We start from the raw sequence: 13,046 nt of genomic DNA, 5'->3' as shown, positions 1-13,046 counted from the left end.
TTGAGATGAGTATTACACACTACATAAGTTCTCAATATTTCAATTTTTAATATGGTAATAGTTACTTTACAAAGAGATAAATGTATTGGGTGTAATTATTGTGCAGAATTTGCACCCGAATTCTTCCGTATGTCTAAAAAAGATGGAAAATCGGTATTATTGAAATCTACGGATAAAAAAGGTTTTTTTACAATTAAAACTCCTATTCCAGAGGCATTTGAGCCTTGTGATAAGGCGGCAAAAGCTTGTCCTGTAAAGATTATTTCTGTAAAAGAAATTTAAAATGCTTAAAAAAGAATTAAGGCAAAAATATTTAGAAAAAAGAAAAACCTTGTCTGAAGATGAGGTTAATTTTTTATCTCAAAAAATCTTAAAAAATTTCATTTTACAATTTAATCTATCAGAAAATCAGTCTATTCATGTTTTTATGCCAATCAAAAAATTTAATGAAATTGAAACCAATTCCTTAATTGAATATTTTTGGAAATGTAAAGTGAATGTTTTTCTTCCTAAAATTCATGAAAATAAAATTATTTCAATAAAATATACATCAGAGACCATTTTACAAGAAAACGCATGGGGAATTTTGGAGCCAGTATCCATCATAAATGAAGAAAACAGTTTCGATTATGTAATCACGCCACTTCTTTATTGTGACAACAATGGAAATAGAGTTGGCTACGGAAAAGGTTTTTATGATGAATTTTTTAGAACAATTAATGCTGATGCAAAAAAAATCGGCGTAAATTACTTTCCACCGATTGATATTATAGATGATGTTTCTGAAAATGATGTGAAATTAGATTATTTGGTTACACCAGACGAAATACTGTCTTTCTCTGATACATCTATTTTTACAAAATAGAATTTAAATTCATTTTTGAATTTCACAGGTTTCTTAATGAGTTTATATTCAGATTTTTTATTAAACTCAGCTATAGTTTTTTGAGTATTGTTTTTATATTCTACGGTATAATCTGCAAAATCTAGGGTGTCTTCACCTTCAATTTTAGAAGATATTTCTACATTTTTGATCTTTACGTACCTTACATTTAAGCTATCTAATTCTTGTAATAAAGAATTTACGTTCGTAGAGTCATTGGTTAAAAAATAACCTTGTATTTGTTTGTAATTAAGGGAATCTAGAGCTGTATTTTTGTTACCAGATGTATATAATGCAGATATATCATAAAGTTCTTGTAATTTTTGTTGGGTAATACTAGCGATAGCTTGTGCGCTATCTACAATAGAACTATTGGTTGCTTTTCTTAATTTTTCTAAGTCACTTATTGTTTCTTCCTTTTTGCAAGAAAGAAAACCGATTGCTAAAGTGAAAAACCAAAAAATAAGGTTTTTATTTATTCTCATCTTGTTGGATTTTAAATTTAATTAATACAATTTTTCTTGTTTCTGGGCTCACCTTGGTTTCTATCATCTTAAAGTTCTTCAAAGATGTAGTCGGGGTTGTCACTAATCCTATATAGGTTTGCTTATTCAGCGTTTCAACTCCATAATTGTCATATACTTGATATATTAAAGCATTATTACTAATTATTTTATCGAGTTCTTCTCTTTTTTTATTAATGTCGTTGGTTGAATAATAGAATAGTGTTTGAGAATACACATCAGGTTCTAATTCTATCACTTCTTTAGTTCTAGCTGGGTCTAATGTTCTTCTGATGGTGTCTTTTTTATAAAAAGGAGAGTTAACTACCATTTTTAAGCTTTTGCTTTGAGTAGGGTATACAAAATCCTTACCATCTTCTAAATTATATTGTATAGGTGTTTCGTTTTCCTTAAGGATTTTGATTTCAATGTTATCTAAAATTTTTGTATTTCTATCAGCATCTATAAATGTAAAAGTATATTCTGTCGCAAAAATTCTTTGCCAGAAAATTAATACCAAAACCATGGCAAGTAAAACAACCGATATTCCTAACCAAATATACTCTTGAAACCTAAAATAGTAGTCGAAAACTGTATTGTTTTTTTTCTTGTTTGGCAGCTCTTCTGTATTGTTATTTATTTGGTTTTCAGGAGTGTTATTTTGTAAATTAGAATTTTCAGGGATGATTTCTTCTGTTTTTTCTTCTTCAAATTCTTCCAGTGAATCTTCAATTGCTGTGGAGTCCTCATTAGCAATGCTTATCTCTGTTGGTTTTTCTGCCTCAGAAATAAACTCATTGGCAAATAAATGATTTTTCTTAAAATCATACCAAGATTGATAATCGGCATATATTGCCAATAAATTCAGCATGTCAATTCTAGGTAATTTTGAGGTGTTTGAGTTTTTAAAGTAAGTATAGAAAGACTTTTCGCTAATGTTGCCTTTAGCTTTTCTTCTTAAATCCTCTTGAAAGTAGATGATATCAATGCCTTTCCATTTTGATATTTCATCAGAAGATGGATGGTGATTTTTTAAATATTCAGCCTGCACTTCTAGTTTTAACTGCTCAAAGTGTAATAAATCTAAATCTGTCAATTTTTCAAAAAAAATTTAATTGTTTGATTTTCAGTAATGTTTTTTTGTAAAACTATTTTACAAATATATTACAATTAATTTTCTTACACAAATTTTCTTACTGCCATACCTTTGTCCCATCAAAAGTGAACAAAAACTTTATTTAATAACAATTTAAAATTTTATTTATTATGAAAAAATCATTATTTGTAGCTGCTATCGCTGCTCTTGCTGTTGTTGCTTGTAAAAAATCTGAAACTACTGAAGCTGCTGCTGCTGTTGATTCTGCTGCTGCTACTGTAGATTCTGCTGCTGCTACTGTTGACTCTGCTGCTGCTACTGTTGACTCTGCTGCTGCTAAAGTTGATTCTGCTGCTACTAAAGTAGAAGCTGCTGCTACAGAAGTTAAAAAATAATTTTACAATTATTTAGAAAAAAATAGTCATTCGCTCAGCGAGTGACTTTTTTTGTTTTTATAATCTTGCAAAAATACTTTATAAAATTGAATTTGATGATTAGTTTTCGTTGTAAATTTTTTTAGATAGATTGATTAGATTTACAAATGCTTTTACAATTGTTTTTCAGACAATTTAATTTTTTTGGAATTACATTTGTCTTGTTAATATTGAACAAAAAATTTTTTAAACAACCAATTTAAATTTATTTATTATGAAAAAATCATTATTTGTAGCAGCTGTAGCTGCTCTAGCATTAGTAGCATGTAACAAATCTGAAACTAAAGTTGCAGCAAATACTGTTGATTCTGCAGTAAGTGCAAACGTAGATTCCGCAAATGTAGCTCTTGATTCTGCAGGGGTGAAGTTAGATTCTGCCGCAGCTAAAGTTGAAGAAAAAGCAGGGGAAGTAAAAGAAGCTACAAAAGACGCAGTAAAAGATGCTGCTGGTGCTGTAAAAGAAGGTGCTGCTAAAGTAGAAGAAGCGGTTAAAAAATAATTGAAAGATTATTTTGAAAAAAATGAAGTCTTTCGCATTGCGAAAGGCTTTTTTATTTTTCCAATTTTTGTCTTAGGATTTCATAACACGCTATTGCCACAGCATTGCTCAGGTTGAGAGAATCTATTGTTCCAGCCATTGGGATTAGAATGTTTTCTCCTTTCCCAAGCCAAAAATCACTTAATCCTGAATGTTCTGTTCCGAAAAACAGAGCAGACTTTTCTTTGAAATCTTTTTTCTGGATGTTTTCAGCGGTTTCATCCATAAAAGTAGTGTAAATCTTGAAATTATTTTTTTGTAAAAATGTGAGTGTTTCTTCGTTGGTTGCAGAGAAAACATTCATTCCGAAAAAACATCCAACACTGCTTCTCAAAACATTGGGGTTGTAAAAATCGACCTTAGAATCTGTTACAATGAGCGCATCAATCCCAAAGGCTTCACAACTACGAAGAATTGCCCCCAAATTTCCTGGTTTTTCTACGGATTCTACTACAATTACTGAAGTGTTTTCTTTGGGTAAAAATTCACTTAAATTAAATTCTTTGGTTTTGTAAATCCCAATAATTCCTTCAGAACTTCCTCTGTAAGCTAGTTTTTCATAGACTTGTGAAGACACGAAATGGATTTTTCCTTCAGGACTATTGCTATTAAAAATATTCTCACAGATATAGAATTCTACAACTTCGAATCCAAATTGTAAAGCACGTTCGTTTTCTTGCTTTCCTTCTACTACAAAAACGCCAGATTTCTTACGAAAACGGTTGTCGGTAATTAATCGATTGAGGTTTTTTATTTTCTCGTTTTGAAGGCTTTCTATAATCATGTGATATTTGAAAAAAATTCTAAATTAATTCATGAGATCTTGATGGCAGTATTATTCCTCAGAAAAATCTAATTGACTTGTTGGTTCTTCACTTAGACCGTTAGGTAATTGTTTTTTATTTTTTATTCCAAGAGCTTTTAATTTTTGAGTTTGAACAATTAAATTGTCATTACCGGTAGAAAGTTGTTTGAAGGCATCATTATAAGAACTTTTTGCATTGTCAATATTTTTGCCAATTTTTTCTAAATTTTCTACAAAACCTACAAATTTATCATACAATTTTGCACCACGTTCAGCAATCTCCATAGCATTTCTACTTTGGTATTCACGTTTCCAAAGGTCTGCAATTAATTTGAGAGAAGTAATAAGATTACTTGGGTTGAGCAACAAAATTCTGCGTTCATAAGCGTAATTCCATAGATTTTGGTCGGCCTGCATTGCCGCGATATAAGCTGGTTCGCTTGGGATGAACATCATTACAAAATCAAGGGATTTTCCGTAATCATCGTAGGCTTTTTGAGACAATTGTTGAATGTGGTTTTTAACAGAGCTAAGATGTTGATTGAGTTTCATGGTGTAAACTTCAGAATCTGTTTCGTCTACCAATTCTGTAAAGGCAGTAAGTGAAACTTTGGAATCTATAATCACATTTCTTTCGTCTGGATATTTTATAACGGCATCTGGTCTCATTTTTTTACCAGAAAATTCAGAGAAAATGACTTTATTGTTTTCGTCTGTTAATTGGTGTTCCAAGAAATATTCTCTGCCTTTTACCAAGCCAGATTTTTCTAAAATGCTTTCCAAAATCATTTCTCCCCAGTTTCCTTGGGTTTTGCTTTCACCTTTCAAAGCTCTTGTTAATTTTTTGGCATCCTCCGAAATTTGTTGATTCAGTTCTGCTAATTCTTTTACTTTTTCTGCAAGAGAAAAGCGTTCTTTGTTTTCTTTTTCGTACGCCTCGTTTACACGGTTTTTGAGTTCAGAAATTTTTTCTTGAAATGGCTCAAGAATTGTTTTTAAATTATTTTGATTAAGTGTGGTGAATTTTTCCGCTTTTTCTTCTAAAATTTTATTAGCCAAATTCTCGAATTGCAGTTTTGCTTCTTCCTGAATTTTTACAATTTCTTGTTTTTGTGAATCTAACAACTTTTGAAGGCTTTCGTTTTGTGCCGAAAGCTCAGATTTTAAAGCGATGAGATTGTTTTTTTCGTGTTGTAAATCTCTTATTTCGGTGTTTTGCTTTAAGTTAAGCTCAGATTGCTCAGTGATTTTTTGATTTTGAGCAATATTTTCAGCAGAAATTTTTGCCAATTCTGTTTTGAGTTGATTTAAAATTTCGGTTTGAGCTAAGTTGGTTTCTTTTTCTAGTTTTAAGGAGTCTGAAATCTCTGAAATTTTAGTTTCAGAGTTTATTAAATCAGCTTCTTTCTTAATGAAATTTTGTTGAAGCTCATCGTAAATTTTCCTTGAAATAGAAGAAGATTTCACGATAAAATATGCGAGAACCGCTCCAAAAATAAATGTAAGAATTACGTATAGAATTTCCATACAACAAAGATATTGATAAATTTTAGATTTAAGATTTTGTATTTACAAATCAGATTTTAATAAAGGCTTTTATTCTTTTATTCTCAAAAATTCTTTTGCCAATTCTATCATTTTCGGGTCGCCGGTGTATTTTCCTTTTTCATCAGATAACTTCACGGTTGGTATCCATTCTCCGTTGTCAGATTTTACCCCAATTAATTTCATCACGATATTCATAGGTTTTAAGCCAACATCATTGGTTAGATTAGTGCCAATTCCAAAAGAAATTCCTATTTTTTCGCTACAATAGTTGGTGATTTCTTCTACTTTTTCCAAATTTAATCCATCAGAAAAAATGATGTATTTGTACAAAGGGTTGATGCCATTTTCTTCGTAATGAGCAATGGTTTTGTCTGCAAACTCTAATGGATCTCCGCTGTCGTGACGAACACCATCAAATAATTTTGTGAATTTTTTATCAAATTGATTAAAGAAAACATCTGTGGTAAAAGTATCTGAAAGGGCTACTCCCAAATCTCCTCTATAAACATCTACCCAGTGTTCCAATGCAATTTTGTTGGCCATTTTGAAACCATATTCCGCAGCGTGAAACATAAACCATTCGTGTGCGTGTGTTCCTATTGGTTTTACGCCATATTTCATCGCAAAATGTACGTTAGAAGAGCCAATAAATTTGGTGTTCTCTTTTTTTGCCAATGAACCAATTACCAAATCGTGTACTTTGTAAGAATGCCTTCTTCTGGTTCCAAATTCTGCATAAGTTACACCCAAAGTGTTCAGTTTTTCGGCTTTCTCGAAGGTGTTTTCAATCACAATTTCATTAGAGTTTCTTTCTAAATGATTCATTTCGTAATGCAATTCTGAAATCAATGCCAAGAGTGGAACTTCCCAAAGTATGGTTCTATACCAGAGACCTTCTACCGTAACTTCTACATCGTTTCCGTTTTGAGAAATGATTACTTCTGAAGGGTCATATCGATAGCCTTCTAAAAAATCCAAATACGGCAAATCAATGTACGGACAAGTTTTTGCCATAAATTTTTTCTCATCTTTGGTGAGTTTTAGCTCTGCCATTGCATTTACAGAAGCTCTAAGTTCTTCTGCAAAACCTTCGGGGAAATGGTGTTTTCCTCGGTTGATGAACTGGTATTTTACGATTTGTTTTGGGAACAATTTCACAACGGCGTTTTGCATCGTGATTTTGTAAAAATCGTTATCTAATATGGAGTTGAGTCTGGTCAAAGTATTTATTTTTTTAAGTTTTATTTTTTCTAAATTCTGTAATTTCTTGGATTAAATCCCAAGGAAAATCTTGAGTGATAGGAAATTGAATAGCTCCCTTCGAAGTTTTATAATTTTGAAGTTTTTCTTCGAAAATTTCTATAGTTTCAGCGCCGGGATAAAAACCGAAGTGATTTTTAAACGCTCCGAAATGAATGATATTTTTTCCTTTTTGTACAAATGTAGGAATTCCATATTTTATTTCGAGGGTAGTTTCGGGTAAAATTTTTTGAATGAAATTTTTTAAATCTTCCATTTTTATTTGAATTTCTTCTGAAAAATCTAGGCAGTACTCTTCGTAGGTTTCGTATTTTTTCATAATTAAAGTTTTACCGAAGCTAATGTTTCTATGTTTTTTGAGACATCATTGCTTTCAAAAGATTTCAATTCTTTCAACAGTTTTGAATTAGAAATTCTTGGGTTTACTATTTGGGTAGAGATTTTAGCAGCGGCATTATCTATTAAATTAATTAATGTGTCTTGTAGAAAATTAGGAGTGCTAGAAAGAGCAACTGCACTTGCCCAAGAAGTATCTCTAGCTCTAGAAATAGCGAAATCTAATATCGCATTGTCTTTTCCGTTAGAAATTTTATCAATTAAATGAATGGGATAGCAAACTTGATTTAATGCATTTTGTACATTCTGGTTAATAGACGAAATTACATCGTTTATTTTATAAAAATCTGCTTTTAAAGGGTTGATTTTCCCTTTTGGGACAACTGATGCGGCGGAAATACCCAAATCTAAATTAATATGAGCATTCATTCCTAAAAATATATGCTGTATAATAAGTAAGTTATTGTTTTTACAAGCTTCAAAAGCTTGATACCAAGCATTGGTGCATTTTTCATTTTTTTGATAAGCTTCAAATGCATCGATATATCTTTTAGCAAAAGTTACATCAAGATTAGTCATTCTCTCTGCATCTTGAAATTTCTTTTTCTTGATTCCTTGTAAAACTGCTGCGGTCATCGTTCTATAAGTAGTTGCGAAATAGCCTGCAGGGTTTTGGTTTTTAATGCTCCAGTCTATAATTTGGTCTAGATTTGAAATTACTTCTTCTATGGTTTTCATGGCGTTTCTTTATTCTTTAGATATTTTTTTGTGATATTTGAGATGCATAGGAATGGCAGCAGAACCATACCAAGGCAGAATTTCGTATTCAAAAATTCCGTTTTTTACAGTTGGGTCGTTCTGAAGAAGGGCTTTAGCTTCGTCTTCAGTTTTCACATCTAAAAGGAATATGCCTCTGTATTGTAAAGTGTTTTTAGAGGCAAAAGGACCTGCAAGTTTTAATTTGCCAGCTTTTTCCATGGTTTCCATATTAGAGAAATGTCCTTTGAAGAGTTCATTTCTTTTTTCTTTGTCTGTTATTTCCTTGTCTTTTGGTCCGGTTTTTAGGATGACGAGCATATAGGTTTTCATTCCTCTTTCATCTGCGTTTAGAGAATCTGCAAGTTTTTTGTCAAAAGTTTTAGAATCTTGGGCAAGAGTAAATGAGTTGAAAAAAATGAATGTTAAAAGAGAAATAAAATTTTTCATCCCAATGTTTTTTAGTGTTCACAACAAAATTAAGAATTTAAACAAAACAAAAAAGCCCAAGTTAAAAAACTTGAGCTCTTTATAAAATTGTCTGGTTAAAGTTAAAATCTATACATGGCTGCGATTAAGAAATTTGCAGAGCTTCCGGTTGCGCTTCCATCTTTTTTGAAATAAATATCTTCGTTTGAACTTTCTAGTCTTATTTCTGGTTTTAATTGGAAATCACCGTTTGTAAATGTTGCAGAAAACGTATTGGCAAAGACTGTGTTTCCGTTCACTGCACCAAGAGCAAGAGTATTGTCTTTGTTGTCTAAATATTCTGCTCTATAGTTCAAAGCGAAAGAATCACTAACGCTATATTTTAAATAACCTACCAAAGAAGACCAATGTTTTGTATCTACAGAAGAGCTGTCATCACTCAATGCGAAAGTAGTTGCATTGACACCGAGTTTAAATTTGTCTGTAAATTTGTAAGAAGCAGTTAAGTCAAATTGAGAAATATTAGAGCTAAGAGGATTGTTGCTACCTTGCTGACCGTTTAAGAAAGCGGATAGTTTTTCTCCGCTATAGCCAATTTGCCAAATGAAAAACTTGTTGTTGTAGCTTTTGTTAACTGGGTTTCCCGTGTTGTCATAAACTACTACATCTTGAAATGCGGATTTTAAATCTGTAGGGTCTGCAAAACCTGCCATTACATTAAATTTTCCAATTAAATAATTTGCTTTAATACCTGTGTGGAAGAATGGACCATAGGAAAAAGCATAAGACATACTGTAGATATCATTATCAGGCGCATCTAGTAATTCATAACCAACATGGGTAGTCCAAGAACCTGCGCTGATGGTCAATTTATCTGTGGCAGCATAATCTACAAATAATTGCTTAATGAGTAATCCAGTATTTTTAGAGGTGTAATTGAATTGCTCTGCTCTGTTTCCGATTCCTATATCTGCTGTGGTGGAGAATTTACCTAAATGATGATTTAGTTTTAAGGTAAACATTCCTATTTCAAAAGAATTGGTAGGTTGAGTAAAGCTGGTTTTTGTGTTGAAATCACTTTTTGCGAAATCGTATTTGTAAAAAGTGTCTGCAGAACCGCTTAGTTTAAAGCCTTTTAGCCAACTTCCTTCTTCTTGTCCGAATAATAAAGATGCACATAGTGTAGTAGCTAAATAAGCTAGCTTATTTATTGATTTAAAGTTTTTCATAAATGTATGTTTTAAGGGTGAAACGTTTTTTATAATTTTTTTGTGAAGAGAGATTATAAAGACTCTCCGTGTTGTGTTTTATCTAAACCTTCTTTTTCGTATTCTTCATTTACTCTCAATGGAGTGATAAGGTTTGTGATGTATAATAATAAGTAAGAACCAAAGAAAGCGAAAACAGAAACGCCAACTAGTGCCACAATATGTTTGATGAATAAACTAGTACCTCCATAAAATAATCCTGGTTCTACAACTGCAGCATTAATAGTTGGGGTAGCGAAAACGCCAGTTAATATCATGCCTACCATACCTCCTACGCCATGACAAGGGAATACATCTAGTGTGTCATCAATATTGGTTCTTCCTCTAAGGTCAACTACAAAACTACTTACTACAACAGCAATAATACCAATAAGTATAGAATGTGGCACTGTGACATATCCTGCAGCTGGTGTTATGGCAACTAGACCAACTACTGCGCCAATGCTTACGCCCATTGCAGAAAGTTTTCTTCCTTTTATTTTTTCTATGAATCCCCAGCCAATTGCTGCAGCTGCAGATGCTACTGTTGTGTTGGCAAAAGCTTGTACAGCTAATGAACTTGAACTCACTGCCGATCCAGCATTAAATCCGAACCAACCAAACCAAAGTAAAGCAGTTCCTAAGATTACATAAGAAATTCTACTTGGGTCATGAATTATTTCAGTTCTTTTTTTAAGGAATAAAGCACCAGCTAATGCTGCCCAACCTGCACTCATGTGTACTACAGTGCCTCCAGCGAAGTCTAAAACGCCATATTTGAATAGAATTCCGTCTGGGTGCCATACTGCATGAGCCAGTGGTGAATAAATAAATAAGGAGAATAAAATTATAAATAATAAATATCCCCAAAATCTAATTCTCTCTGCAAATGCACCAGAAATAAGTGCTGGTGTAATGATGGCAAATTTCATTTGAAATACAGCAAATAGGACTAATGGAATTGTAGGTGCTAATGACCACGCACTTTTAGTGCCAACATTGCTAAAGAATAAAAACTTAGTAGGGTTGCCAATGATTCCGCCTATTGAATCACCAAATGCAAGTCCAAATCCAATTACTACCCATGCCACTGTAATAACTCCCATTGCAATAAAACTTTGCAAGATTGTGCTAATTACATTTTTCTTTCTAACCATACCTCCGTAAAAGAAACCAAGACCTGGTGTCATGATTAATACCATAGCAGAGGATACTAACATCCATGCAATGTCTGCACTGCTAAATTCAGGGATGCTTTTTTCGTCAATTGGGGTTTCTGGAAAGAGTGTTCCCGAAAATAGGCATAATAAGCCTAATACAACTAGCGAAGCTAGTAAAATCCATTTTCTCATATCAATTCAACTTTTAAATTCTAATGCAAAATTAGAAAAAAAAATAAAACCCCAAAATAAAAATGGGGTTTTGTTGAAAAAAAATAATTTTTTTTGAATTTTAATTGAAAAAATAAGGGGTGTTTGTGAAAAATTAACTAAAAATGTGAAAAATGTTAAATTGGCTCAAAAAAAATACTTGCTTTTGGCAAGTATTATATTGGGGAGATAATGAAAAAAAACGATTTTATTTCTTTATAATTTTAAAATTTTGGTGTCCTTCAGTTGTCTTTATGTTTAAAATATAAGTAGAAGAAGGTAGGTTGCTAAGGTCTAACTTTGTTTCTTTTCCGGAGAATGTTTTTAAAATTCTTCCGCCAAGGTCATATAAATTAAATGTTTCTATTCGGTAATTATTGTTTTTTATATTTATATAATCCTTTGTTGGGTTGGGATAAATGACCAAAATTTTATTTTCAGGATTGTCAGTACCTAGAGTTTCTGTGTTTTCTAACGTGATAGGTTCTCTGTAATTTGTAAAGTATATATTATATAAGGTGTCATTTTTTATAAAAAGAGCTTCGCAAGTATATATATCATAATCTGTTTCTTTCACAGAGTTTATGGTAAAGTTCTCTGAGTTAACAGAAGTGTTCTTGTCAAGAGTTTTCAGCCAAGAGAATTGGAAACCGTCAGATGAGGAAAGAGCTTGGTCTAGACTTGTTGAAGAGTTTAATGCAGCTTTTACAGTTTTGGCTTCGTCATATCTCTGCGGCGAGTATATAAAATCTGTATTTTCTGGATATAACTGTAAATAGTTTTCTAAGTTGTTCTTAGAAAATCTATTGTTAGAAATATTACATATTTCAGGAAGGTTGTTAGGGATATTTCCTTCTAATTCATTACTTTGTAGAGATAAACACATTAATTTGGGCATAGAGAGAATGTTGGCTGGGATATTTCCTTTTAATTTATTGTGATTGAGCCAAAGTTGTTCTAGATTAATCAAAGAAGAAAGTGTTCCAGTGCCGCCAGAAATATTATTTCTGCTAAGGTTAAGGTGGGTTAGTTTTTCTAACGTGATGATTTCTGCGGGGATGCTAATTAGGTTGTTGTTTTCTAAAGATAGCCATTCTATATTGTGTAACGAATTCAGTGCAGAGAATTGTGTAATCTTATTATTGCTAAGGTCTAAAGTTTTGAGATTGATAAAATTATTAATTTCATCAGGAACTTTTGTAATTGAGTTTCCAGATAGGTTTATTTCTTGTAACTGAGCTAATGAGGCAATGTTGGTAAAATTTGCAATAGTATTATTGCTTAAGTTCAGTGAAGAGAGTTTTTGAAGTGTAGCTAGACTAGACGGTATTTCGGTAAGGTTTAGTTTTGAAATGTCGAGGTGTTTTAGGTTAGTAAATCCTGAAAAATCAGTATTAGAAATAGTTCCGTTGTTGTTTCCAACATATAGTTCTTCTAAATTGGTAAGTGACGAAAAGCTGTTCCAAATGTCACCCGTAAAATGATTGTCGCTAATGTTTAAATAGGTCAAACTGTTTAAAGAGCTCAGGTTTGGGATGTTTCCTGAAAGTTTGTTAGAGCTCAGGTCTAATTTTTTAAGATTAGTGAGAGATAGAATGGCGCTAGGAAAATTGCCTTCTAGTAGATTGCCATTTAGCTTTAGTTCTGTAACTATTCCGTTTGATATTTTTACTCCATGCCAATAGTAAGGGTCTTTTTCTAAGTCCCAATGTTGGCTCCATTGTGGTCCATTAGATTGTTGGTAGATGGTGATTAGTGCATTTCTCTCAGAGGTAGAAATGCTCCATTGTGCTTTGATAATTACACTAAAGAGTAAGAATATTATAATTTTTTTCAAGATT

15 protein-coding genes are annotated in these 13,046 nt (G+C 32.1%); 4 read left to right on the top strand and 11 right to left on the bottom strand.

What is annotated here, in order from left to right; genetic code table 11:
• The first annotated feature begins 51 nt into the window (after positions 1–51).
• Both IEW40_RS04860 and IEW40_RS04855 read left to right on the top strand, forming a co-directional pair.
• A complete protein-coding gene (locus tag IEW40_RS04860) occupies positions 52–282 on the top strand; it encodes a ferredoxin (RefSeq protein WP_188616959.1) in 231 nt (76 codons plus the stop codon).
• Between the two features lies 1 nt (position 283).
• The gene (locus tag IEW40_RS04855) at positions 284–865 is read left to right on the top strand and encodes a 5-formyltetrahydrofolate cyclo-ligase (RefSeq protein ID WP_188616958.1); all 582 of its coding nucleotides are present in this window, start codon (positions 284–286) and stop codon (positions 863–865) included.
• Here the strand turns inward: IEW40_RS04855 and IEW40_RS04850 are convergent.
• Positions 805–1,368 carry a hypothetical protein gene (locus IEW40_RS04850; RefSeq protein WP_188616957.1) on the bottom strand — a complete coding sequence of 188 codons (564 nt, stop codon included), beginning with the start codon at positions 1,366–1,368 and terminating at the stop codon, positions 805–807. The genes IEW40_RS04855 and IEW40_RS04850 overlap by 61 nt on opposite strands.
• A complete protein-coding gene (locus tag IEW40_RS04845) occupies positions 1,355–2,482 on the bottom strand; it encodes a hypothetical protein (RefSeq protein ID WP_188616956.1) in 1,128 nt (375 codons plus the stop codon). Before IEW40_RS04845 ends, IEW40_RS04850 begins: the two co-directional genes overlap by 14 nt.
• Before the next feature lie 170 nt (positions 2,483–2,652).
• On the opposite strand from IEW40_RS04845, the gene IEW40_RS04840 reads away from it, so the two are divergent.
• Both IEW40_RS04840 and IEW40_RS04835 read left to right on the top strand, forming a co-directional pair.
• On the top strand, positions 2,653–2,877 hold the full coding sequence (locus IEW40_RS04840; RefSeq protein WP_188616955.1) for a hypothetical protein: 225 nt from the start codon (positions 2,653–2,655) through the stop codon (positions 2,875–2,877).
• Positions 2,878–3,130: 253 nt separating this feature from the next.
• Positions 3,131–3,415, top strand: coding sequence for a hypothetical protein (locus IEW40_RS04835; RefSeq protein WP_188616954.1), 285 nt, complete (start codon positions 3,131–3,133; stop codon positions 3,413–3,415).
• Between the two features lie 52 nt (positions 3,416–3,467).
• Here the strand turns inward: IEW40_RS04835 and IEW40_RS04830 are convergent, their stop codons facing one another.
• The 9 genes from IEW40_RS04830 to IEW40_RS04790 all read right to left on the bottom strand — a co-directional run bounded on the left by IEW40_RS04830 (position 3,468) and on the right by IEW40_RS04790 (position 13,042).
• Entirely contained in the window at positions 3,468–4,238 is a 771-nt protein-coding gene (locus tag IEW40_RS04830; protein WP_188616953.1) for a TrmH family RNA methyltransferase, read from the bottom strand.
• Between the two features lie 51 nt (positions 4,239–4,289).
• Complete coding sequence (locus IEW40_RS04825; protein ID WP_188616952.1) at positions 4,290–5,786, bottom strand: DNA recombination protein RmuC; 1,497 nt, start codon at positions 5,784–5,786, stop codon at positions 4,290–4,292.
• A 69-nt stretch (positions 5,787–5,855) separates the two neighbouring features.
• The gene (gene pncB, locus IEW40_RS04820) at positions 5,856–7,028 is read right to left on the bottom strand and encodes a nicotinate phosphoribosyltransferase (RefSeq protein ID WP_373283771.1); all 1,173 of its coding nucleotides are present in this window, start codon (positions 7,026–7,028) and stop codon (positions 5,856–5,858) included.
• 13 nt (positions 7,029–7,041) lie between these two features.
• Positions 7,042–7,386 (bottom strand): iron chaperone, encoded by a 345-nt coding sequence (locus IEW40_RS04815; RefSeq protein WP_188616951.1) that lies wholly within the window; start codon positions 7,384–7,386, stop codon positions 7,042–7,044.
• 2 nt (positions 7,387–7,388) lie between these two features.
• Positions 7,389–8,141, bottom strand: coding sequence for a DUF5995 family protein (locus IEW40_RS04810; RefSeq protein ID WP_188616950.1), 753 nt, complete (start codon positions 8,139–8,141; stop codon positions 7,389–7,391).
• A 9-nt stretch (positions 8,142–8,150) separates the two neighbouring features.
• Complete coding sequence (locus IEW40_RS04805; protein WP_188616949.1) at positions 8,151–8,609, bottom strand: YciI family protein; 459 nt, start codon at positions 8,607–8,609, stop codon at positions 8,151–8,153.
• A gap of 101 nt (positions 8,610–8,710) precedes the next feature.
• On the bottom strand, positions 8,711–9,817 hold the full coding sequence (locus tag IEW40_RS04800) for an outer membrane beta-barrel protein (RefSeq protein WP_188616948.1): 1,107 nt from the start codon (positions 9,815–9,817) through the stop codon (positions 8,711–8,713).
• A gap of 53 nt (positions 9,818–9,870) precedes the next feature.
• On the bottom strand, positions 9,871–11,187 hold the full coding sequence (locus IEW40_RS04795; protein ID WP_188616947.1) for an ammonium transporter: 1,317 nt from the start codon (positions 11,185–11,187) through the stop codon (positions 9,871–9,873).
• A gap of 226 nt (positions 11,188–11,413) precedes the next feature.
• Positions 11,414–13,042, bottom strand: a complete 1,629-nt coding sequence (locus tag IEW40_RS04790; RefSeq protein ID WP_188616946.1) for a leucine-rich repeat domain-containing protein — start codon at positions 13,040–13,042, stop codon at positions 11,414–11,416.
• Positions 13,043–13,046 lie beyond the last annotated feature (4 nt).

The sequence above is a fragment of the Cloacibacterium rupense genome (assembly GCF_014645495.1).
GTDB classification, from domain to species: Bacteria; Bacteroidota; Bacteroidia; order Flavobacteriales; family Weeksellaceae; genus Cloacibacterium; species Cloacibacterium rupense.
This window is presented reverse-complemented; position numbering and strand designations above follow the sequence as displayed.

Coding starts and splice junctions, on each gene's coding strand:
- IEW40_RS04850 (WP_188616957.1), bottom strand. CDS start 1,368: ATGAGAATAAATAAAAACCTTATTTTTTGGTTTTTCACTTTAGCAATC.
- IEW40_RS04855 (WP_188616958.1), top strand. CDS start 284: ATGCTTAAAAAAGAATTAAGGCAAAAATATTTAGAAAAAAGAAAAACC.
- IEW40_RS04800 (WP_188616948.1), bottom strand. CDS start 9,817: ATGAAAAACTTTAAATCAATAAATAAGCTAGCTTATTTAGCTACTACA.
- IEW40_RS04795 (WP_188616947.1), bottom strand. CDS start 11,187: ATGAGAAAATGGATTTTACTAGCTTCGCTAGTTGTATTAGGCTTATTA.
- IEW40_RS04840 (WP_188616955.1), top strand. CDS start 2,653: ATGAAAAAATCATTATTTGTAGCTGCTATCGCTGCTCTTGCTGTTGTT.
- IEW40_RS04825 (WP_188616952.1), bottom strand. CDS start 5,786: ATGGAAATTCTATACGTAATTCTTACATTTATTTTTGGAGCGGTTCTC.
- IEW40_RS04860 (WP_188616959.1), top strand. CDS start 52: ATGGTAATAGTTACTTTACAAAGAGATAAATGTATTGGGTGTAATTAT.
- IEW40_RS04810 (WP_188616950.1), bottom strand. CDS start 8,141: ATGAAAACCATAGAAGAAGTAATTTCAAATCTAGACCAAATTATAGAC.
- IEW40_RS04835 (WP_188616954.1), top strand. CDS start 3,131: ATGAAAAAATCATTATTTGTAGCAGCTGTAGCTGCTCTAGCATTAGTA.
- IEW40_RS04805 (WP_188616949.1), bottom strand. CDS start 8,609: ATGAAAAATTTTATTTCTCTTTTAACATTCATTTTTTTCAACTCATTT.
- IEW40_RS04815 (WP_188616951.1), bottom strand. CDS start 7,386: ATGAAAAAATACGAAACCTACGAAGAGTACTGCCTAGATTTTTCAGAA.
- IEW40_RS04830 (WP_188616953.1), bottom strand. CDS start 4,238: ATGATTATAGAAAGCCTTCAAAACGAGAAAATAAAAAACCTCAATCGA.